This is a genomic window from Agrobacterium sp. CCNWLW32, from assembly GCF_037083425.1.
In the GTDB taxonomy this organism is placed as follows: domain Bacteria; phylum Pseudomonadota; class Alphaproteobacteria; order Rhizobiales; family Rhizobiaceae; genus Agrobacterium; species Agrobacterium radiobacter.
The window spans coordinates 298,100-319,356 of sequence record NZ_JBAOJM010000002.1; the positions used below are offsets into that span (position 1 = coordinate 298,100).

The following is a 21,257-nucleotide window of genomic DNA, read 5'->3' on the forward strand; positions in this document are numbered from 1 at the left end:
CAATGGAGAGAGACCCATGAAAACCCGTTTGAACTATGCCAAAGCATCCCCCGAAGCCTTCAAGGCCGTTATGGCTCTGGAAAATTACGTTCAGAGCAGCGGGCTTGAGCGCCGCTTCGTTCACCTCATCAAGCTGCGTGCCTCGATCATCAACGGCTGCGCTTTCTGTGTGGACATGCATGTGAAGGAAAGCCGTCATGACGGCCTTTCCGAACAATGGATCAACCTGATGAGCGTATGGCGGGAATCCCCCGTCTATACCGAACAGGAACGGGCGTTGCTCGGCTGGGTGGACGCGGTGACGAAGATTGCTGAAACCGGCGCTCCGGATGACGCCTTCGAGACGCTGAAGGCGCATTTCCCCGATGAGGACATCGTGAAGATCACCGTCGCCATCGGCGCGATCAACACCTGGAACCGCATCGCCGTCGGTTTCCGCTCGCAGCATCCGGTCGATGCGGCTGCGAAGGCGGCCTGACCTCTTAAACCCGGAACGGGCGGCCGCTACATGGCGATGTAGCGGTCGTTCCTGTGATTGATGGCAAGCGTGAGGTTCATGACCAACGCGCCAAGGATGGAGCAGAGGATGACGAAAGGTGTGGCCACGAAGAACGAGCAGGCCAGCACCATGCCGTCAAAGGCGAGCTGCACGAGGCCCGCGCGCCAGCCGAAACGATCCTGCAGATAAAGCGCCAAGATGCCGAAACCGCCGAGGCTGGTGCGATGGCGAAACAGCGCCAGCATGCCGGCCGCAACCGTCAGCCCGCCAAAAAGCGCTGCGGCAACCGGATTGATACTCTGAAAGGCGAAAAAGCCGGGCATATATTCGGAAAGCAGCGCCGTCATCGCGATAGCGCAGAAGGTCTTGACCGTGAAGGCGAGGCCGAGGCGACGGAAGGCGAGATAATAGAACGGTAGATTGGCAAGGAAAAACACCACGCCGAAGCTGAAGCCGGTGGAATAATGCGCCAGGAAGGCAAGCCCCACCACGCCGCCCGTCAAAAGGCCCGCGGACGAAAACAGCGTGACGCCCAGCGAAACCAGCATGCTGCCCGCCAGAACGCCCTGCGCGTCTTCCAGCAGCGAATGACGATCCGGCGCGGAGGCCCAAAGGTTCAGGCGCCTGCGCGCAGTCGTATCGTCCATGCCTTTTCCCCTGATTTTCAGGCCCTTGCCGAGCTATTGCACTCAAGCAGGACGGATTTCAAGCATGCTTATTCAGCGCACGACGATATATCTGTCCGAGCGGTGATTGATGGCCAGAAACATGTTGAGGACAAAAGCGCCGACAATCGAATAGGCGACCGTGGCCGGATCGATGACGAGGAAGGCGCAGAGCATCACGAAGGCGTCGAAGGCCAGCTGGATCAGACCGGCGCGGATGCCGAAACGGTCCTGAATATAGATGGCGAGAATGCCGATACCGCCTAGGCTGGCACGGTGACGATAGAGCGCCAGCAATCCGTAGCCCAGAAGCAGACCGCCGAGCAGCGCCGCCCAGAGCGGATTGATACTGTCAATCACCATCCAGCGCGCCTCCACTTCCGTTAGCACCGAAACAAGGCCGATAGCGATGAAGGTCTTGAAGGAAAAGGCAAGACCGAGACGGCGGAAGGACAGATAATAGAACGGCAGATTAACGACGAAGAACAAAAGGCCGAAGCTGATGCCGAAGGCATAATGAAGGAGGAAGGCGACGCCAGCGGTGCCGCCGGTCAGAAGGCCGACCTTGTTGAGGAGATAAAAGCCGAGCGCCGAGACGATGGCGCCGGTGACGATGCCCTGCACGTCTTCCACCGGCGCATGTCTGGCCGGATCGGAACTCCACATGCCGTAAACGCTTCTCGTTATGCTCACGCTTTTTTCCTCTTGTTCAGGTATATTTTGCACTGCAAAAAACAGCCGATCAAGATGGATAAGTAAGCAAGACTGACCTATCGTGAAAAAGGCAAGAAACGGAATGTTCAGGCTTTCGCGCGGGCAAGAAAAAGAATGCCGGAAAGGGGTTTTCCGGCATCCTTGCGAATGGTGGTTTTACGGATGTCGAGGAGGGAAAAGCCCGTCCGCTCAAGAAGGTCGGTCACATAGCTTTTGGAATGGGCGTAACGAAGGGATTCCCGCAGGATAAAACCGTCCTCATCCCCCGCATCCTCCACCGAGAAGGCAAAAAAGCCTGAAGGCCTGAGCAGGGCGGAAACGAGCGGCATGACGGTTTCGAGGCTGCCGAGATACATCATCACATCGGCGGCGGCGACGAGATCGGCGCGGTATTGCGCCAGGGTGGATATGAAAAGTCCCGAGGCCTCCGCTTCCAGCGAAAGATCAGCCTGACCCAGATAATCGTAAAGCCCCTTTTCCTCCGCCTTGGCCAGCATGTTCTGGGAAATATCGAAACCCTCAAGCCGTTTTGCGAGGGTGCGGATTTCGACACCGAGGAGACCCGTGCCGCAGCCGATATCGACAATGGTATCGAAGACGCCGCCATCCGCCGCCTTGCCTATCAGTTCCGCCAGCTTTTGCGGCACGCTGTAGTCAAGCTTCTCCACAAGCGAGGTTTCGAAACGGTCGGCATAATCGTCGAACAGCCCTTCCACATAACGGCTCGGCGGCTGCTCGGGTGTTTCCGCGGCGCCGAGAACCGCGAGCTTCAGTTCGGCTGCAAACAGCCCTTCCGTATCCAGTTCAGCGACTTTCTCGTAAGCCGCCACGGCTTTTGCCGTCTCCCCCGCCTTTTCATGATATTCCCCGAAGCGAAACCAACCCGCCGTCCACCGTGGCGCAAGTTCAAGCGCCTGTTCCATGAGTTCGGCGGCGGCGGGATAGTCACCGCCCTCCGCCAACATGCGGGCATAGTCCGCCCGGCGGTCGGCAATGACGTCACCGGAAGAAAACTGGTTTGGGGCCATCAATTATTTCCTGAGAAGATGCTGGCTGTCATTTATCAAGCCATAAAAAAACTCAAGTCCTATTTCATGGCCCCTGCGTGGAATTGACGGATATGGCGCGATATAATGCGCGAAAACTTGCATCGAAGCGGTGCGCCCCATATGTCAGGATAAAACAGGAGACTTGCTGATGGCCGGTGAGGTCAACAAAATGCTGGGTGATACGGTGGCCCGCACCGTGGTGAAACTACTCGTCGTTTCATTGCTCGTCGGCTTTCTGATGGCGATCTTCGGATTGACTCCGTGGAACATCATCTATGGCGCGCGCGATTTCGTGGTCGACCTGTGGCGCAGCGGTTTCCATGCGCTCGGCGCAATCGGCGACTATCTGATCCTTGGCGCGACGATCGTCATTCCCGTTTTTATCATCCTGCGCCTCCTGAGCTATCGCCGCTGACATGACCGATTCCACGTTTCAAACGCTTTCACGGCGCGGCTTCGTGCTGCTTTCCGCTGGTTCCGTTCTTTCCGCCTGCGTTTCCATGCCCACCAACAAGGGCATGCCATCGGGCACCCGCGACGAAACGGCGGCGGCACTTCCCATGGTCAATGACCTGCGCCGCACGAAGGGGCTTTCCCCGCTTTCCATCAATGGTCCAGCAAGCGGTGCTGCCGCCTATCAGGCCGGCCGCATGGTCAAGGCGCAGAAGATGGCGCATCTGATCGGCCTGACCGACAGTTTCCTTATCCGCATGAAGGACGGCAATGTCCCGCTTCCGGCGGCGGAAAACGTGGCTGCAGGGCAAGACAGTGTCGAGCGGGTGGTGAAGGCCTGGATCGGCTCCAAACACCATCTCGAAAATATGCTCGGGCCCTATAATGGTCTCGGCGTCGCGGTGGCCTATGACGCCGCCAGCCGCAACCGACCCTATTGGGCCATGGTGCTCTGCGCCTGAGAATGGGCGGAGACTAGGGTACCCCCGCGCCCTCATGCCTGCGCTCGTCACAGGAATCCAGTCGAAGCGCGTCTGCGCGGCGGAGAGACTTCTTTCAGCCCAAGGACTTGGGCTGGCTGGATTCCTGTGACAAGCACAGGGATGAGGGTAGAGAAACCCCACCCAGGTCGTACTCAACCGAGCTTACGGTCGGCCCAGCGATCCACCGCGCTGTCGCGCAGTTCACGGATCGACTCCACGCCCTCGCGGGCGACCAGCTTCGACAGTCCCTTGACGATGGCCGATGGCAGGCCGGGACCTTCATAGACCATGCAGGAATAAAGCTGCACGAGATCGGCCCCTGCCCTCACCTTTTCCAGCGCCGTTTCCGCGGAGGAAATACCGCCAACGCCGATAATCGGCAGATTGGCGCCGACGCGACGGCGCATCTTGGCGAGAACCGTGGTGGAAAGCTCGAATAGCGGCTTGCCGGACAGGCCGCCGGCCTCGCCCTTATGCGGACCGGGGCGCAGGCCTTCGCGGGAAAGCGTGGTGTTGGAGACAATCAGTCCGTCGAGATCATGGGCCAGCGCCTCTTCGGCAACATCATCCAGCCCCTCTTCAGTCAGATCGGGCGCGATCTTGAGGAAGACCGGGATGCGTTTGCCGAAACGTTCGGCTTCCGCCTTGCGGCGTTCCAGCACCGCCGTGAGAAGGGCGGCAAGGCTTTCGCGCGCCTGCAGGTCGCGCAGACCGGGCGTATTGGGCGAGGAAATATTGACGGTGAAATAGGACGCAACCGAATAAAAGGCCTCGATGCCCTGCACATAATCGGCGATGCGAGCTTCGCTATCCTTGTTGGCGCCGATATTGACGCCGACAATGCCGCGCAGACGCGCCTGCTTCAGACGCTCCAGCGCAGCGGCATGACCTTCATTGTTGAAGCCGAGGCGGTTGATGACACCTTCATCTTCGACCAGGCGGAAGATGCGCGGTTTGGGATTGCCGGATTGCGCCTTCGGCGTGACGGTGCCGATTTCGGTGAAGCCGAAACCGAGCCGGAGAAGCGGCCCCGGCACTTCCGCATTCTTGTCGTAACCCGCCGCCATGCCGAGCGGATTGGGGAACACGAGACCCGCCACGGTCTGCTGCAGACGCGGATCGTGCGGCACCATGCAGGTGGGCAGAAAGCCGCTTTTCAACGCCGCGATGGACAGGCCATGCGCCTTTTCCGGATCGACGAGAAACAAGCCCTTGCGGCCCACAGAGGAAAATAATCCGCTCATCACAAAATCTCCGGAAACTGGTGCTGGCCGTCGTGGCCGAGTGAAAGCGGCGTTTCCCAAAGCACGGCGGTCAAGGGAAGAGACGCGTAGAGATGCGGGAAAAGATCGCCGCCTCTGGAGGGTTCATAGACCAGCTTGTCGCCAAGGGCCGCGCCATCGACTGCAATCAGAAACAGATCGACCTGGCCGGAAAAATGCCGTGCGGCGGTCTCGGCCACCTGTTTTGCCGTTGAAAAATGAATGAAACCATCGGTCAGATCGATGGCTGCGCCTTCGAAGACGCCCTTCGCCCTGGCCGCACTCCACAACGTCTCCGGCACGATTTTATAGATGATCGCGGGCGTTTCCTGCATGGGGCTCTCCAAGGCTTTCCAGCACTTTCCTGTCCGGGCGGTTTGCCGCAAAGCATGGCAATTGTCCACAGTTTCCACGGCATTTTTATTACGGAAGCCCTGAAAGACCGCCTGTCCACAAGCTTTTCCTTGTAATGCGGGAGCGATTGGCGCAACCTTTGGCAAAGGAGCCGGAAGCGTTCGACCGCCGGCAAATGGGAGTGCGCCAGTACCCAAAAAAGAACCGCATAACGCCCTTGGGAGGGGGCCAGAATGTCGGAACTTGTCATTATCATAGCAGATGACCACCCGCTTTTTCGCGGCGCCCTGAAACAGGCCGTATCCGGCCTCGACGGGCAGCAGACCATCGTTGAAGCCGGAGATTTCGAGGCTGCCCGAAGTGCGGCCGCAGCGCGCAACGACGCCGATCTCATGCTGCTCGACCTCGCCATGCCGGGGGTCAGCGGATTTTCAGGCCTGATGGCGCTGAGAGCGGAATTTTCCAGCCTGCCGATCGTCATCGTTTCGGCAACGGACGATGCGACCACCGTTCGCCGATCCATCGAACTCGGCGCTTCCGGTTTCATTTCCAAGTCCTCTGGTATCGATGATATCAGAGACGGCATCCGCGCGGTTCTGGAAGGTGATGTCTGGATACCGTCAGGTCATCAGGGCGATAAGGAACAGGATCCTGACGTGGCCGATCTCATCGGCCGGCTCAGAACACTGACGCCGCAGCAAAGCCGGGTTCTGGGCATGCTGGCCGAAGGGTTGCTGAACAAGCAGATCGCCTATGAGCTCAATGTTTCCGAAGCTACCATCAAGGCGCATGTCTCCGCGATCCTGCTGAAGCTCAAGGTCGACAGCCGCACGCAGGCGGTGATCCAGCTGGCCAAGATAAATACGTCGGCCATGGTGGCGTAGAGCAAGGATTTTATTCCTTTCCTTGCTTTACTCCTGACCGGATATGGTCTAGATTCCGGTCAATATACGACAGGAGCTTTCCGCTATCGGCTCCACTTGCGGGCTTTCTATCATGCTTTCACACGAGACGATCTGGAGCGCCATCGATACGCTTGCTAAACGCCATCAGCTGACGCCTTCGGCATTGGCGAAGCGCGCCGGTCTCGATCCCACCTCGTTCAACAAATCGAAACGTTTCGGGCCGGATGGCCGCAAACGCTGGCCTTCGACGGAATCCGTCTCCAAGGTGCTGGAAGCGACGGGGGCAAGCGTCGACCAGTTTTTCGGTTATGCTTTCGGCAGGGCGCAGACGATGCAGCCTTCGGGCGCGGACAACGCCATTCCCCTGCTCGGTTTCGCCCAGGCAGGCTCCGGCGGCTTTTTCGATGATGGCGGTTTTCCGGCCGGTCAGGGCTGGGATGTGGTAGAATTCCCCTCCTCTCCCGAGCGCAAACAGGGCGTCTATGCGCTGGAAGTACAGGGCGAGAGCATGATGCCGCTTTACCGTGACGGCGACATCCTCATCGTGGAGCCGGGCGCACAGGTGCGGCGCGGTGACCGCGTGGTGCTGAAAAGCCGCGACGGCGAAGTGATGGCCAAGGTGCTGGCGCGGCAAAGCCCCAAGAACATCGAGCTTCTTTCGCTCAACCCGGAACATCCCAACCGCAGCTTCGACATGGCCGATGTGGAGTGGATTGCCCGCATCATCTGGGCCAGCCAGTAGCCCGCAATTGCGGACACGGGCCTGCCGTTTCAGCCGTTGCAGCTCGGGAAACGCGCCGAGAATTTCCTCTACAGGCCGAGCGCCGTTGCCGCGGCATCGACCGTCATGATCTTCGCACCACCGGATACCGCCCTGCGGACGAGGCTCTGAAATCTGTCTTCAGGACAACCGTAAAAGCTTGGTGTGCGCGAAACATCATGGGTGAAGATGATGAGCCAGCCGCCTTTTTGCAAAACATCTTCCAGCCAGTGGTCGGCGGCGTCGAGGTAGTTCTGATCCGCACGCAACTCGACTGCGGCAAGATTATACGGGTCGACGCTGCCCCTGTTGATGCCAGGCATGATGCCGCGCGCAGTCCTGAACCGGCGCCGCAGTAGCGGCTGCATGACCGGTGAGGCCATGCCGAAGGGAACGGAGAAATTACGCCCGTGGCGGCCTCCATCGAATGATCCGAGCACGGTGTCATTACGATCGAGATCCGCCTCGAACCCCCGTCGTGAAAAGCTCGAAAGTTTGCGATGGGAAAAAGTGTGGCAGGCAAGTTCATGGCCGGCCGCTGCCAGTTCCGAACAGCCTTTTGTGGAAATCATCTGCTGCTGTTCATCGTATTTGTCGATGAACACGCCGGCGATATAAAACGTCCCGCAGACGCCCTCGTTTTCCAGAATGCGCGCACCCGCCGTCCAGGCGCTTGCCGGCACATCGTCGAATGTGAAGGACACGATCGGTTCGGATGTTTCGATCCGTGCCGCCGGCCCCGGAAAATAGCGCACCAGCCGGTTATTGATCCGGTCTGCAAAAGTCCCGATTTTTTGCGTCATACAAAGCCCCCCGGCCTGTCTGCAAATTACTGCCCCTGTTCAAGTATGTCGTAAGCCTGATGCCTCAAACAATAGATTGCGATCAGCAGAGAAGACCAGATAGGCCCGGTTCCGGTAAAGAAATTACTCTCAAGACACGAAGAAAGCAGCGCATACACCCAAATTCGTGCAAAAAGTCGGGTCAGGCCCGGATCAGTACCCTTGTCCACTGCGGTGCGGAAATCGTTCGCGGGGATGATGACCAGCCAGATGACGGTGAGAATGAAGGCCGGCAAGCCGCCATTCAGCAGGCTTTCGATATAGCCATTATGGGCATGGAAGGCTGTAACGGCCCAGGTGCCGGCTATATCGGCCTGCGACAGGAGCCGGTCGCTCGCCCAGAATGCCTGGAACCCCTGCCCGAAGATCGGCGATTGCGCGAAAGTGTCGAAGGACAGCCGCCATATGTCCGTGCGGCCGGTGAAGGTGGAATCGATGCCCAGGCTTTCGACAAAATTCTGTATGCTCGGGAAATAAGTGGAGCCAACCGCGGATATGTTGATGAAGGCGAGAAGACCGCCGATCATCAGCAGAGTGCGGTGGGCATGCCTTTCCATGACCCAGATCAGCGCCACGGTGACGGGCAAAAGCATGGCCGCGGTTTTTCCATTGGTCTTCCACAGGAAGAAACCGGCCAGCAGCGTGATGGCGATGCCGCCCAGCGTCGACCAGGCATTGCGCAGGTAAAGCCCGATCATGAAAAGAATGATCATGGCCGGAGCGGCGGCGTTCTTGTGGTTGAAAATGCCGCGCCAGTCTCCCGCGAGCGCTTTTTCATCGAGATCATAGGGCTGATGGATCGAGCGCGAGCTGAGGAAGATCACCCCCAGATAACACAGCGCCAGGAGAATGATGGCGAAGATGGCCATCATCCGGTCGAACTGCCGCCGGTCGCGCGGCATGACGACGAGAACGCTGGTGATGAAGCACAGGAGCGCCGTGAAGACCAGACGTTGCAGCGACGTGCTTGGCTGGGTTCCGACCACCGAACATATCGCCAGCCAGAAGAATAGCAGCAGAATGGGCAGTCGCGGTCGCAGCAGTAGACCCGTCAGCCGGTGGCGCAGCGCAAAAACGCCGAGGATCAATGCGATCACGAGGCCGGTTAGTTGGTTTGCGGCGGCGTGCGGCACCGGCGGCGCTGCCAGATTTTCGAAAGGGGCGACGGAAATCCAGATATAGAGCATGGTGGCGACGAAAAAAATCGCGTCGCGCCGGCCGCCGGCGAGTGATATGGCGCTGCCCTGTGCAGAGAGGGGCTGCGTGTCAGCCAAACGCGGCATGGTCGCCTGCACCTGATATGGATGATCGGATCATTGGCCTGCCTTGTGACGAACAACGAAACCCTTCTGAAACAGGGCCATGTCCAAATAACCATAAACAGTCATTATCATCATTATTATGCAATTGCTTTAACCCTCTCTTACCTCAAGAGGGATATGACAGGATAAACTGCCATTCATTCGGGTCGCGGACCTTCACATTATTGGCCGGTTGCGGCTTTTTCAGTTCGCCAGATTTTAAAAACAGCGCAGTCATTTTTGAATTCGCCCGGCAATGCCGGAAAACATGGAGAATGAGGTGTCGTTCAATACGCCGCGGCTCGGCCATCTAGTCAGACTGGGATTGACCTACATGGCGTCAGGCGGAGCGCTCCTCATGTCCAGCGCCGCCCAGCTTTTGACCTTCGCGTTGCTTGCCCGCCATCTCGGTGTCGAACAATTCGCGCTTTACGCCTCCATCACGGCCGTCACCAATCTCGGTGTCCAGATTTGCGGTATCGGTTCGCAGGAATCACTGATCCGCCGCGTCGCGCAGGATCGCAGCATGTTTCCCGTCATGCTCGGCCACAGCTATCTCCTGAGCGCCGCGACAGGCGTGGTGCTGACAATCATCGGCATGGTGACGATCCCGGTATTTTTCCCGACCTCGGAAACCCTGCTGCACACGCTGATCACCACCTTCCTGATCCTGTTCACCAACCTCGTCCTCCTGAAAGTCATCTCGCTTTCCACGCAGAGCTTCATCGCCCATTCCAACTTCGCCTCCGCCAACAAGCTGGAAGTGATGTTTGCCGTCGCCCGCACCATTGCCGCGGTAGTAGCCTGCCTCATCTTCAAGGTGGAAACCGTGGAGGCCTGGGCGCTGTGGAACCTCGCAGCCCACACGATTGCGGCCATGATTTCGGTGAAGGCGATCGCGAGACTCGGCCGCCCGGTGTTCCGCATCGTGCGCGAGGAAATCCGCATCGGCATCCTGTTCTCCACCCAGTTCCTGTTCAAGGCCGTGCGCGGCAATGCCGATATTCTCGTTCTCGGCGCCATTGCCAGCGCCGAGGTGCTGGGCAGTTATTCCATCGCCCGGCGCATTCTCGACAGTTCCTATCTCTCCGTCGAGGCCCTCAACCGGCTGATCTATCCGGGTTCGGCCTCCGCCGCCCTGCAGGGCATCACCAAGACCATAGAACGCGCTTATAATGTGCTGAAGGCTGCACTTTTCATCGCGACCGGCAGTGCGCTCGTCATTTTCATCATCGCACCCTTCCTGCCGCTTTTGTTCGGCGATGAATATGTCTCGCTGCCCGTCATCACCCGCGTGCTTTGCTGGGCGGTTCTGCCCATGGCCGTTGCCGCCACCGCGCTTGAGGCGCTGGGCGCATCCGGACGGCAGGATATTCGCGCGAAGATCTGGAACAGCGGCAATCTCATCGGCTCCGTCGTCGTCGCCTTCTTCACCTGGTCCTTCAGCATTTCGGGAACGATCGGCAGCTATTTCATGGTGGAAACCGCCATCGCCGCCGCCGTGTGGATCGCGCTGCTGCGCCTGCGCCGAAACGAAGAGGTTTTCGCGCCGGCCAAATAAGAGCGGGCGTCAGAACCGATCTGGTGGCCGGCTCTCTCTAATAGAGCCCGTAAGGGAAATAACGCCGGTATATTTCTTCCAGCCGGCCGTTGCGGGAAAGGGCCGCCAGCGCCTGATCGAAAGCCGGAACAAGCACGTTGTCGGGATCGACGGTCATGATGGACAGGCCTTCGCCGAGAAACCTGTCGGACATATAGGGACCACCGAAGAGCGCGCAGCAGCCTTCGGACGCGCTTCCCGAAACCCAGAAAGGCAGGCGCAGACCGTCGGCGAGGATGGCGTCCACCTTGCCTTTCTTCAACGCGTCATACATGGGTTCATAGCCCTCGAAACCCTCGGCCGCGGCCTTTGGAAAGAAAGCTTTCAGCATCTGTTCGTGCCGAGAACCGGCAACCACACCCACCTTCTTTCCAGAAAGCGCATCAGCGCCGGAGCCGGTGAATTTCGCCGCCTTGTTCACCGCAAGACGGGCAGGCATCAACAGATAGGGCCGCGAGAAAGTGAAACTCTTGCGCAGATCGGCAGTGGTGGCGAGGCCGGAAATGACCGCTTCGCCCTCCCCCATTTCAAGCGCCGCCTCCAGCTCGTCAAACGGCAGCGCCTGCACCTGGCATTTGCTTTCGACCTTCAACTGGGCGCAGATTTCACGCACCAGATCGACATGGAAACCTGCAAGCCGGCCTTCCTGATCGGTAAAATTGAACGGCGGAAAATCGACCGACATCAGAAATCTGATGCGGGGAACTGAAGAAAGGTCGCCGCCCGGAAATCGCTCCTGCGCATCGAACAACACCGGCATCCGGTTTCCGTCCGACAATCCCTCCGCACGAACTTCACCAATAAAACCAGTCAATTTTAAAGCGAGAGCTAAAGTAAAACCGATACCTATATTCCGCGTTACATTCGTCATTCTCATCTATACTATCCGTGACAGAAAGTGGGGCGGCACCATGACGGCGGCGGCGATGCATGGATTATTTTAGGCAATATACACGAGATTCGTTTTGTACGACGCCGGCGACACGAAAAATTGCATTTTCCCGTACCAGCGATGATCCGCTTTGGGCCGCTTCCGAACAGGACCAGGCCGAACAAGCCCGCTTTCTCTCTTCGCTGGGATTTGGCAAGACCTATATCGAGGCATTCGAACAGCGGGCGCTGGAAAATGGCTCGACTGTAGAAGACGAATTGCTGGCAAGCAGTCTCGTAACGGCGGATGCCTATTTCAGCGCTTTCGCCAGATTGCTGCGGTTGCCATTTCTTCCGGAAATAAGCCCGGGCCGGGTGGTGGACCTGAACCGACTGGACACTCAACTTGCCGAACCAAGGTTGCTGCGGCTGACACCGCTGCACGGCACGCCGACGCTGCTGATCGTGCCGGAACTGGCGCGGATGGCGTCTCTGAAAAACATGCTGGATCAGCGCCCGCGTCTTCTCGACGAATTTGCCGTAACCACACCGCAAGCCATGCGCAACGCAATCTGGAAAGCGGGCGAGGCCCGCCGCCTGGCGGAAACCCAGCAGCGGCTTTTCAATACGGCGCCACACCATTCCGCCAGGATCACGCTGCACGGCCAGCAGGGTTTCTGCAGTGGCGTTCTCGTTACCCTGCTCATTCTGTCGCTGCTGTTTTATACGGAAGCGGCATTTGCCTATCTGCATATCACCCTGACGCTTCTTTACCTCTTTACCCTGCTTTTCAGGCTGTTCGCCCTCGTCCATGCACCCACGGAAAACGGTGCCGTCTCGCTTTCTCGGCAGGAAAACGAACTGCCTGTCTATACCGTTCTGGTGGCGCTTTACCGGGAAGAGGCCGTCGTCGGGCAGCTCATCGGCGCATTGGAACGTCTGGACTGGCCCAGATCCCGACTGGACATCAAGCTTGTCTGCGAGGCTGACGACGACGCAACGATCGAGGCGATCCGGCGGATAAACCCCGGCCCGCATATAGAGGTTGTCAGGGTGCCGCCTTCCCTGCCGCGCACCAAACCCAAAGCCCTCACCTATGCGCTTTCCGGCGCGCGCGGCGCATTCGTTGTGGTCTATGATGCCGAGGACCGGCCCCATCCGCAGCAATTGCGTGAAGCCTATACCACCTTCCGCAATGAGCCAGACGAGGTGGCCTGCCTGCAGGCGCCGCTTATCATCAGCAATGCCTCTTCCTCCTGGCTCAGCGCCTGTTTCGCCTTGGAATATTCCGGTCTCTTCCGCTGCATGTTACCTGTGCTATCCGCACACGGCTTGCCGCTGCCGCTTGGCGGCACCTCCAATCACTTCCGGACCGCCGTGCTGCGGCGGGCCGGTGCCTGGGATCCCTATAATGTAACCGAGGACGCCGACCTCGGACTCAGGCTGCATCGGCTCGGTTATCGTTGCGGCGTCATCCGACGACAGACGCTGGAGGACGCGCCGACCTCGCTGCCCGTGTGGCTGAACCAGCGAACACGCTGGTACAAGGGTTGGCTGCAAAGCTGGCTGGTGATGACCCGTGCGCCTTTTGCGACCGCGCGCGACATGGGATGGTTTGCCTATATGGTTTTTCAGCTGCTGATCGGCGGCATGCTTCTGTCGTCGCTTGCCCATCCCCTGCTCTTCGTTTCCCTGGCATTCATGACTATCGCCATCCGGGAAAACGGTGCTGATCTGCTACTCACCTGGCAAGGTCTGCTGTTTTTTATCGATGTGCTGAATATCGCCGGGAGCTACACGATCTTCGTGCTGATGGGCCGAAGCAGAATGATCGCCTATGAAAGACGACATGTCGGAAGGCGATGGCTGGCGATGCCCGCATATTGGCTGATGTTATCAGTCGCGGCCTGGCGGGCCGTGGTGGAGCTCAAAACCAAACCCTTCACATGGAACAAGACACCACACGCGCCGGTCGTCAAAAAAACCGACTGACCCGGCATTTTCGAAAACAGTCAAAATAGATTTGGTGCTTCTTTCGGTCAACCGCGGCGACGCTTCATGGTTTCAGCGACATGCTGTTATCCGCAAATCCGCTTCAGGCCTTGCATTACCGGTGTCATCAATAATAGAAGCCAATGCCTTGCCGAACGAAGCTCCTCCTTCGGCAAGGTCCGTCATTTCATCCTGAAGGCGACCGAACCGCTCTACTTGGCAACGAGCTTGTTCTTGATCAGGCCGACGATGATCTGCACGATCAGACCACCGACACCGCCGCCAACGAGCTGACCGGCAAGAGCGCCGATATCCACGCCGCCAGCTGCTGCACCTCCGGCCGCGCCAAGCAGCGATCCGAGCACGGTTCCGCCGCCGAGGCCGCCAATGGCGCCGGCAATCAGGTTGCCGAGCGAACCAAGATCGGAGTCCTTCACTATCTTTCCACCGGCCGTGCCGCCTACCGCACCGCCAACGATTTGGGCCAATATCGAAGCAAGATCCATGTCATCCTCCTCAGTCGTTTCCTCGACCATTCGAGGAAACAAAGCCTCTTATTCATGTCTGCGCAGGTTGAACCGAACCGGTGTGGCCGGCCTTCTCTTCCTCGCCGAAAATTTTCCAGATCACGGCCCCGATGGCGCCGCCAAGGATCGGAGCGAGCCAGAACAGCCAGAGCTGCTGCAGCGCCCATCCGCCGACGAACAGCGCCTGTCCTGTCGAGCGGGCCGGATTGACGGATGTGTTGGTGACCGGAATGGAAATCAGATGAATAAGGGTAAGGGCAAGACCGATGGCGATCGGCGCGAAGCCGGCCGGAACCCTGCCATGCGTCGAGCCCAGAATGACGATAAGAAAAAATGCCGTCAGAATGACTTCGATCAGCAGCGCCGATACGAGAGAATATCCGCCCGGCGAATGTTCGCCATAACCATTGGCGGCAAAACCGCCAATGTCAGCCCCTGCCTTGCCGGTGAGGATGACATAAAGCGCCGCAGCCGCGACGATCGCCCCCAGAACCTGCGCCACGATATAAGGCACGAGGCTTGCCGCCGGGAATTTACCGGCAACCGTGAGGCCAACTGAAACAGCCGGATTGAAGTGACCGCCTGAAATGCCGCCAACCGCGTAGGCCATGGTCAGAACCGTCAGACCAAAAGCGAAAGCGACACCAAGGAAGCCGATGCCGAGTTCGGGAAAGGCGGCGGCAAAAACCGCGCTGCCGCATCCTCCGAATACGAGCCAAAAGGTTCCCAGAAATTCCGAAAGAAGTTTGCGACTCATAACACTTTCCCTATGTTACGACTGCATCAACTATTACGTGCAATTTAATCGTAGTCAAGCTAAATTGTGTACTACTCCCAAAAGCCGGCTCCACGACGATCCGGCCAAGACCGTATCCCACCATTTCAGGCTGTTCCGCGGAAAATAGTGGCTTCAGCCCACCTCTTCCGGCAGCCCCGGAAGAGAGCCCGGCTCTATCTCATTCGTGAGCCAGACACCATTTTTGGCCTGAAAGAAACGATGGCCTCCCTGATGCAGCGCCAGGGCGGAGATCGTCAGAATAACAGGTTTTCCGTGCCTTTCTCCAACTCTTCTCGCTGTTTCTTTATCAGCGGAGAGATGGACATATTGCCGGTTCTGCGGGAGCAATCCCTTTTCCCTGATGCTGCCGAGAAAACGGGTGGCTGTGCCGTGATAGAGCAAAACGGGTGGCTTTACAGGCTCGAGACCGAGATCCACCACCACCGAATGGCCCTGATTGGCCCGGATGAATTGCCCATCGGCAGAAATGGCGAACCGCTTCTTGTCGCTGGTATCGACAATCTCAAGCAGCAACTCATGCGTAAGGGGAATATCGGCTCTTGCTATCAACTCGTCGATATTGGCCCACCCTTCCGCGTCGAGTTCGATACTGATCGCATCCGGTTTGTGACGAAGGACATAGCTTAGAAATTTACTGATCTCGCTGAGGGACTGCGCCATCGGGATGCTGCTTTCTCTTATGACCTTTAATATTCCGGCACATGGATCGCGGCATCGCTGGAGCGGGTGAAGGGAATCGAACCCTCGTATTCAGCTTGGGAAGCTGCTGCTCTACCATTGAGCTACACCCGCGCGCGCATAAGACATCGGATAGTTCGCAGCGGGTGTCAAGCACCCGCCGGGTTCGTTATTCCGCGCGAAAATGCTTGGAGAGCTTCAGTCCCTGCGCCTGATAGTTGGAGCCGAGGCCGCTGCCATAGAGGCCTTCCGGTTTTTCCAGCATATGCTCGTAAACAAGCCGGCCAACGATCTGCCCGTGTTCCAGAATGAAGGGCACTTCGTGGCTGCGCACTTCGAGCACGGCGCGGCTGCCCGTGCCGCCGGCCTCGGCATGGCCGAAGCCCGGATCGAAGAAGCCGGCGTAATGCACACGGAACTCGCCCACCAACGGGTCGAAGGGCGTCATTTCAGCCGCGTAAAGCGGCGGAACGTGGACAGCTTCGCGTGAGACGAGAATATAGAATTCATCCGGGTCGAGGATCAATTCGGCGCGGCCGCGTGCGTAGAGCGGTTCCCAGAAATCGAGAACGTCGTGCTGGGCCTTCTTGTCGACATCCACCACCGCCGTGTGATGTTTGCCGCGATAACCGATCAGCCCGTTTTCACCGAAACCCTTGAGGTCGATCGAAAGCGCGATGCCGCCGCCGGTCACGTTGGGCGTGTCGCTTGCGACCAGCATTTCCGTCTCGTGCAGCTTCAGCAGTTCACTTTCGTTGAGCAGCGAATGGCCAATGCGGAAGCGGATCTGCGACAGGCGTGAGCCCCGGCGCACCACGATGGGGAATGTGCGCGGGCTGATTTCCAGATAAAGCGGGCCGGCATAACCGGCCGGTATCTTGTCGAATTCCTGCGCATTATCGGTCATCACGCGGGTGAAGATATCGAGACGGCCGGTCGAGCTTTTCGGATTGGCCGAGGCAGACATGTCCGCCGGCAACGCAAGGCTTTCCATCAAGGGAACGATATAAACGCAACCGGTTTCCAGCACCGCGCCCTGGGTGAGGTCGATCTCGTGCAGACTGAGACGATTGAGCTTGTCGAGGACGTGGGTTCCGGGGCCGGGCATGAAACTGGCGCGCACGCGATAGGCCTTCGAGCCGAGCCTGAGATCAAGGCTGGCGGGCTGCACCTGATCAGCATCGAGATCGGCCTCGCTCTTCAGCTTGCCGCCTGCAAACAGCGCCTTGATCGCGCCATCCGCCAAAATGCCCGTGGTTCTCGTCATGGTCATCATTCCTTTTTACGGCGACAAAACCAAAAGGAAAGCATTGACGCAAGCCGGTAACGGCAGTATGGCAAGCTTATCCCGTGGTGATTTGGCCGGTCGGCTTGCAGCCACGTTAAACAAGTGGCTAAAAAGACCGGGTGCTAGGAACCGGTCTGCTTTTGCGGCCGGTTTTTTTGTTTTGAAGGTGATCACATGAGCAATAAATGGCGCCCGGCAACCCAGCTCGTTCACGGCGGTACGCTACGCTCCCCTTACGGTGAAACGTCGGAAGCGATCTATCTGACCCAGGGTTTCGTATACGAAAACTCCGAAGCAGCCGAAGCGCGCTTCAAGGGTGAAACGGACGGGTTCATCTACGCCCGTTATGCGAGCCCTACCAACGACATGTTCGAAAAGCGCATGTGCCTGCTGGAAGGCGCTGAAGACGCCCGCGCACTTGCGTCGGGCATGGCCGCCGTCACCGCCGCCATCATGTGCCAGCTGCGCGCCGGCGACCATATCGTTGCTGCCCGCGCCCTTTTCGGCTCCTGCCGCTGGGTGGTCGAAACGCTCGCGCCGAAATACGGCATCGAATGCACGCTGATCGACGGTCGCGATCTCGGCAATTGGGAAAAGGCGATCCAGCCCAACACCAAACTGTTCTTCCTCGAAAGCCCGACCAATCCGACGCTCGAAGTGGTGGATATTGCCGGCGTGGCAAAGCTCGCCAACCAGATCGGCGCCAAGGTGGTGGTCGACAACGTCTTTGCGACGCCGCTTTTCCAGAAGCCGCTCGAACTCGGCGCCCATATCGTTGTTTATTCGGCCACCAAACATATTGACGGTCAGGGCCGCTGCCTCGGTGGCGTGATCCTTTCCGACAAGAAGTGGATCGAAGAAGAGCTGCAGGATTATTTCCGCCATACCGGCCCGGCCATGTCGCCGTTCAATGCCTGGACGCTACTGAAAGGCATCGAGACCCTGCCGCTGCGTGTGAAACAGCAGACGGCCAATGCCGGCAAAATCGCCGATTTTCTCGCCGATAACGGCAAGGTCGCCAAGGTCATCTATCCCGGCCGCGCCGACCATCCGCAGGCCGACATCATCGCACGGCAGATGTCCGGCGGTTCGACGCTGGTGGCCTTCGAACTGAAGGGTGGCAAGGAAGCGGCCTTCAAGCTGCAGAACGCGTTGGAAATCGTGAAGATTTCCAACAATCTCGGCGACGCCAAGAGCCTTATCACCCATCCCGGCACGACGACGCACAAGAACCTCTCCGACGAGGCGCGTGCTGAACTCGGTATTTCCGGCGGCACCCTGCGCCTTTCCTGCGGCATCGAGGATACCGACGATCTGCTGGAAGATCTGGCGAAGGGTCTGGCGGCCGTTTCGGCCTGAAAATTCAATCAGCAAATCGCCATGGCCTGACCGCGTGTCGGGCCATGGTTCGCCGGTGCGGTCCGAAAAGACCCTATCAGGCAACCAATATTTACCTTTCCCGTTATCCCTAACGGTGGAAAGCAGCGCAACAGGAGATGCCCCCTGCCCGTCAAGTCATTCATTTTCTTGACGATAGCCAGAACCTATAGTGTAGGATGTGGCGGCAGGCATAATATCGAGGTGTGGCGCGTATGTATCGTGCTCTGACAAGGGATATCGAGGTAACGGTCGACCCGTATTATCTCGAGGAACAATCCGACCCGGATGACGATCGTTACGTCTGGGGCTACAAAGTCGTGATCGCGAACAACTCCGATATTCCGGTTACCCTCGTCAATCGCTATTGGCACATCACCGATCAGAACGGACAGGTCGATGAGGTCTATGGGCCTGGCGTCGTGGGTGAGAAGCCACATCTTAAACCCGGCGACAGCTACGAATATTCCTCCGGTTGCCCGCTGGACACACCTTCGGGCCTGATGTTCGGCCACTATGAAATGGAAACGGAAAATGGCGAGGTGTTCAACGTCACCATACCCGCCTTTTCGCTGGATTCACCGGGCCTGATGCGGGTTCTGAACTAACCACTCGCCCGGCAATGAAAAAGCCGCACCCTTTGTGGGGCACGGCTCTCTATTCAGGCATTTTCAAATTCGCTGACATCGTAGCGATAGGTGGTGGAGCAGAACTCGCAGGTCACGGCAATGGCGCCGTCTTCCTCGCTCGCCTTGATCTCTTCGGCGGTGAAGCCTGACAGCACACCCTTGATCTTGTCCCGCGAGCAGCTGCAACGGTCGAAAACCGCCTGCGCATCATAGATGCGCACGCCGCTCTCATGGAAAAGCCTGAAGAGCAGGCGTTCCACCGGCACCTGCGGATCGGTCAGCTCGTCGGTATCCACCGTGTTCAACAGCGTGACGGCTTCCATCCAGGCATCATCCTCCTGCACCTCGTGACCGCTTTCATCGCCGTCGCCGCCATGCAGGTCGCGCATGCGCAGCCGCTCGGGCGCCTGCGGCAGGAACTGCGCGATAACGCCGCCCGCACGCCAGCCATGACGCGGCTTGCCTTCGCCATCACGGTCGAAGAACTCGGCAACGCCCAGCCGCACGCGGGTGGGCAGCTGTTCCGACTGACGGAAATAAACCCCGGCAATGTCTTCCAGCGATGAGCCATCGAGCGGCACGATGCCCTGATAAGGCTGCATGCCCACGCCCTGATCGATCGTGAAGGCCAGAATGCCGGTGCCGAGCAATTGCTCCGGCGAGGTTGCGCCTTCCGCGATCGCCGCCGCCAGCCGCTCCTCGTCGAAACGGGCGTAAGCGCGCATGCTTTCAGGCGCGGTAAAATCCGCGACCAGCAGGTCAACCGGGCCGTCGCCCTTGGTCTGGAGGGTCAGCTTGCCGGAAAACTTGAGCGACGTGCCGATCAGCGCCGTCAGAACAGTCGCTTCCGCCAGCAGGCGGGCGACCGCGGCAGGATAATCGTGCCGCTCGAGAATGGCATTCAGCAGCGGCCCAACCTGTACGGCGCGGCCGCGCACATCCAGACCTTCGACCTGAAAGGGCACAACCTTGTCGTCGCCAGCAAAATCGAGATCGTCCAGTTCAACCGTTACATCTGCCATGTCATACTCCTTGGCGCAGCCGTGGCGCCGCTACCGTCCAAAAGTCCGGCTTTTAAAATGTGCTTTTTCCGCTTGTCGCACAGAGACCCGGGAAGAGAAACCGCTTCCGGGGAAAAACGTGCAAATCGTGATGATGGCCCGCCAGCAGAACCGACGAGCCTCTTCGAAGTCCCACAGATGGTAATCTATGCGGGCAAGTTCAAGCACCCGGCGTGACGCGTGTCAGGCCGGGGGAATTGCTCAGATGGCGCCCATGCACCAGGCAATGATGGACTTCTGCGCGTGGAGGCGGTTTTCCGCCTCGTCGAAGACCACCGATTGCGGACCGTCGATCACGGCATCCGTCACTTCTTCACCGCGATGGGCCGGCAGGCAATGCATGAACAGCGCGTCTTTTTCCGCCTTGGCCATCAGGGCTTCGTTGACTTGATAGGGCTGGAAGATGTTGTGGCCGCGCGCCTTGTGTTCCTGGTTCATGGAAACCCAGGTATCGGTGACGACGCAATCGGCCCCGGCCACGGCCTTGTCGGCATCGTGGCACAACATGATCTCGCCGCCATTGTTGCGGGCCCAGTTCAGGAACTTGTCATGGGGTTCGGAACCCATCGGCACCGCCATTGTCATGCGGTAACCGAAGCGGGCCGAGCCTTCCACGAAGGAATGCAGGACGTTGTTGCCGTCACCCGTCCAGGCAATGGTCTTGCCTTTGACCGGGCCGCGATGTTCCTCGAAGGTCATGATGTCAGCCATGATCTGGCAGGGATGCGTGTCGTCAGTCAGGGCGTTTATAACTGGCACGGTTGCGTGCTCGGCAAGCTCCAGCAGGCGCGAATGATCCGTCGTGCGGATCATGATGGCGTCGACATAACGCGACAGCACCTTGGCCGTATCGCCGATCGTTTCGGCACGACCGAGCTGCATTTCAGTACCGGAGAGGAAAAGCGTCTCGCCACCAAGCTGGCGCATGCCGACATCAAAGGAGACGCGGGTGCGGGTGGAGGGCTTTTCGAAGATCATTGCCAGCATCTTGCCGGCAAGCGGCTTTTCCGCCGTTCCGGCCTTGGTTGCGGCCTTGCGCGCGCGGGCATCGTCGAGAATTGCCCGCAGGTCCTGCGAGCTGACGGCCGACAGGTCAAGAAAATGTTTAGGTGAAGCCATTTCAAACGTCCCATGCTCGCGAGCCTCCGGG

Annotated in this window: 23 protein-coding genes, 1 tRNA gene and 1 riboswitch; of the genes, 9 read left to right on the plus strand and 15 right to left on the minus strand. The window is 58.7% G+C overall.

Translation table 11 applies throughout. From position 1 onward, the window contains the following. Positions 1 to 16: 16 nt before the first annotated feature. Entirely contained in the window at positions 17 to 478 is a 462-nt protein-coding gene (locus V6R85_RS05330) for a carboxymuconolactone decarboxylase family protein (RefSeq protein WP_111791877.1), read from the plus strand. A 26-nt stretch (positions 479 to 504) separates the two neighbouring features. Here the strand turns inward: V6R85_RS05330 and V6R85_RS05335 are convergent, their stop codons facing one another. The 3 genes from V6R85_RS05335 to V6R85_RS05345 all read right to left on the minus strand — a co-directional run bounded on the left by V6R85_RS05335 (position 505) and on the right by V6R85_RS05345 (position 2,906). Continuing rightward, positions 505 to 1,146 (minus strand): YitT family protein, encoded by a 642-nt coding sequence (locus V6R85_RS05335; protein WP_020010974.1) that lies wholly within the window; start codon positions 1,144 to 1,146, stop codon positions 505 to 507. Between the two features lie 72 nt (positions 1,147 to 1,218). Continuing rightward, positions 1,219 to 1,830, minus strand: a complete 612-nt coding sequence (locus tag V6R85_RS05340; RefSeq protein WP_003503514.1) for a YitT family protein — start codon at positions 1,828 to 1,830, stop codon at positions 1,219 to 1,221. Positions 1,831 to 1,964: 134 nt separating this feature from the next. Further along, on the minus strand, positions 1,965 to 2,906 hold the full coding sequence (locus V6R85_RS05345; RefSeq protein ID WP_162690242.1) for a class I SAM-dependent DNA methyltransferase: 942 nt from the start codon (positions 2,904 to 2,906) through the stop codon (positions 1,965 to 1,967). Positions 2,907 to 3,075: 169 nt separating this feature from the next. Here V6R85_RS05345 and V6R85_RS05350 point away from each other — a divergent pair, with 169 nt between their 5' ends. Next, positions 3,076 to 3,342 carry a DUF6460 domain-containing protein gene (locus tag V6R85_RS05350; RefSeq protein ID WP_003493739.1) on the plus strand — a complete coding sequence of 89 codons (267 nt, stop codon included), beginning with the start codon at positions 3,076 to 3,078 and terminating at the stop codon, positions 3,340 to 3,342. A 1-nt stretch (position 3,343) separates the two neighbouring features. Next, positions 3,344 to 3,841, plus strand: a complete 498-nt coding sequence (locus V6R85_RS05355; protein ID WP_003503518.1) for a CAP domain-containing protein — start codon at positions 3,344 to 3,346, stop codon at positions 3,839 to 3,841. A 173-nt stretch (positions 3,842 to 4,014) separates the two neighbouring features. On the opposite strand, the gene V6R85_RS05360 is transcribed toward V6R85_RS05355, so the two are convergent. Beyond that, positions 4,015 to 5,106, minus strand: coding sequence for a quinone-dependent dihydroorotate dehydrogenase (locus V6R85_RS05360; RefSeq protein WP_111833722.1), 1,092 nt, complete (start codon positions 5,104 to 5,106; stop codon positions 4,015 to 4,017). Then, complete coding sequence (locus V6R85_RS05365) at positions 5,106 to 5,459, minus strand: DUF952 domain-containing protein (protein WP_003503523.1); 354 nt, start codon at positions 5,457 to 5,459, stop codon at positions 5,106 to 5,108. The genes V6R85_RS05360 and V6R85_RS05365 overlap by 1 nt, the downstream gene beginning before the upstream one ends. Positions 5,460 to 5,711: 252 nt before the next feature. Between V6R85_RS05365 and V6R85_RS05370 the strand changes: the two genes are divergently transcribed. Both V6R85_RS05370 and V6R85_RS05375 read left to right on the plus strand, forming a co-directional pair. Beyond that, the gene (locus V6R85_RS05370; protein WP_099085675.1) at positions 5,712 to 6,362 is read left to right on the plus strand and encodes a response regulator; all 651 of its coding nucleotides are present in this window, start codon (positions 5,712 to 5,714) and stop codon (positions 6,360 to 6,362) included. 112 nt (positions 6,363 to 6,474) lie between these two features. Then, complete coding sequence (locus V6R85_RS05375) at positions 6,475 to 7,125, plus strand: S24 family peptidase (protein ID WP_003503527.1); 651 nt, start codon at positions 6,475 to 6,477, stop codon at positions 7,123 to 7,125. Between the two features lie 68 nt (positions 7,126 to 7,193). Here V6R85_RS05375 and V6R85_RS05380 read toward each other — a convergent pair whose 3' ends face one another. Together V6R85_RS05380 and uppY are read right to left on the minus strand one after the other, a co-directional pair. Further along, on the minus strand, positions 7,194 to 7,946 hold the full coding sequence (locus V6R85_RS05380) for a polysaccharide deacetylase family protein (protein WP_099085676.1): 753 nt from the start codon (positions 7,944 to 7,946) through the stop codon (positions 7,194 to 7,196). Positions 7,947 to 7,972: 26 nt separating this feature from the next. Beyond that, positions 7,973 to 9,268: a Wzy-type polysaccharide biosynthesis protein UppY gene (gene uppY, locus V6R85_RS05385; RefSeq protein ID WP_111833723.1), complete on the minus strand. Its 1,296-nt coding sequence runs from the start codon at positions 9,266 to 9,268 to the stop codon at positions 7,973 to 7,975. Positions 9,269 to 9,554: 286 nt separating this feature from the next. Between uppY and uppX the strand changes: the two genes are divergently transcribed. Then, entirely contained in the window at positions 9,555 to 10,847 is a 1,293-nt protein-coding gene (gene uppX, locus V6R85_RS05390) for a Wzx-type polysaccharide biosynthesis protein UppX (RefSeq protein ID WP_162695475.1), read from the plus strand. Positions 10,848 to 10,884: 37 nt separating this feature from the next. Here uppX and V6R85_RS05395 read toward each other — a convergent pair whose 3' ends face one another. After that, positions 10,885 to 11,646, minus strand: coding sequence for a transporter substrate-binding domain-containing protein (locus tag V6R85_RS05395; RefSeq protein ID WP_060722864.1), 762 nt, complete (start codon positions 11,644 to 11,646; stop codon positions 10,885 to 10,887). A gap of 170 nt (positions 11,647 to 11,816) precedes the next feature. Between V6R85_RS05395 and V6R85_RS05400 the strand changes: the two genes are divergently transcribed. Further along, the gene (locus V6R85_RS05400; RefSeq protein WP_162695462.1) at positions 11,817 to 13,748 is read left to right on the plus strand and encodes a glycosyltransferase family 2 protein; all 1,932 of its coding nucleotides are present in this window, start codon (positions 11,817 to 11,819) and stop codon (positions 13,746 to 13,748) included. Between the two features lie 212 nt (positions 13,749 to 13,960). On the opposite strand, the gene V6R85_RS05405 is transcribed toward V6R85_RS05400, so the two are convergent. The 5 genes from V6R85_RS05405 to V6R85_RS05425 form a co-directional block, all read right to left on the minus strand. After that, the gene (locus V6R85_RS05405) at positions 13,961 to 14,254 is read right to left on the minus strand and encodes a hypothetical protein (protein ID WP_035212595.1); all 294 of its coding nucleotides are present in this window, start codon (positions 14,252 to 14,254) and stop codon (positions 13,961 to 13,963) included. Between the two features lie 52 nt (positions 14,255 to 14,306). Continuing rightward, positions 14,307 to 15,032: an aquaporin Z gene (gene aqpZ / locus V6R85_RS05410; protein ID WP_003503541.1), complete on the minus strand. Its 726-nt coding sequence runs from the start codon at positions 15,030 to 15,032 to the stop codon at positions 14,307 to 14,309. A gap of 153 nt (positions 15,033 to 15,185) precedes the next feature. Continuing rightward, positions 15,186 to 15,734 (minus strand): RNA 2'-phosphotransferase, encoded by a 549-nt coding sequence (locus tag V6R85_RS05415; RefSeq protein ID WP_111833724.1) that lies wholly within the window; start codon positions 15,732 to 15,734, stop codon positions 15,186 to 15,188. A 58-nt stretch (positions 15,735 to 15,792) separates the two neighbouring features. Continuing rightward, positions 15,793 to 15,866: transfer RNA gene (locus V6R85_RS05420), tRNA-Gly, on the minus strand. A gap of 55 nt (positions 15,867 to 15,921) precedes the next feature. Then, positions 15,922 to 17,019 (minus strand): 2'-deoxycytidine 5'-triphosphate deaminase, encoded by a 1,098-nt coding sequence (locus V6R85_RS05425; RefSeq protein ID WP_111833817.1) that lies wholly within the window; start codon positions 17,017 to 17,019, stop codon positions 15,922 to 15,924. 73 nt (positions 17,020 to 17,092) lie between these two features. Further along, a riboswitch (SAM riboswitch) is annotated at positions 17,093 to 17,171 on the plus strand. Between the two features lie 43 nt (positions 17,172 to 17,214). Here V6R85_RS05425 and V6R85_RS05430 point away from each other — a divergent pair. Both V6R85_RS05430 and apaG read left to right on the plus strand, forming a co-directional pair. After that, positions 17,215 to 18,399, plus strand: a complete 1,185-nt coding sequence (locus tag V6R85_RS05430) for an O-succinylhomoserine sulfhydrylase (RefSeq protein ID WP_003503544.1) — start codon at positions 17,215 to 17,217, stop codon at positions 18,397 to 18,399. A gap of 233 nt (positions 18,400 to 18,632) precedes the next feature. Beyond that, positions 18,633 to 19,025: a Co2+/Mg2+ efflux protein ApaG gene (gene apaG / locus V6R85_RS05435; RefSeq protein ID WP_003503545.1), complete on the plus strand. Its 393-nt coding sequence runs from the start codon at positions 18,633 to 18,635 to the stop codon at positions 19,023 to 19,025. A 53-nt stretch (positions 19,026 to 19,078) separates the two neighbouring features. On the opposite strand, the gene V6R85_RS05440 is transcribed toward apaG, so the two are convergent. Both V6R85_RS05440 and argF read right to left on the minus strand, forming a co-directional pair. Then, positions 19,079 to 20,068, minus strand: coding sequence for an Hsp33 family molecular chaperone (locus V6R85_RS05440; RefSeq protein WP_003503547.1), 990 nt, complete (start codon positions 20,066 to 20,068; stop codon positions 19,079 to 19,081). 240 nt (positions 20,069 to 20,308) lie between these two features. Further along, on the minus strand, positions 20,309 to 21,226 hold the full coding sequence (argF, locus tag V6R85_RS05445; protein WP_003503550.1) for an ornithine carbamoyltransferase: 918 nt from the start codon (positions 21,224 to 21,226) through the stop codon (positions 20,309 to 20,311). Positions 21,227 to 21,257 lie beyond the last annotated feature (31 nt).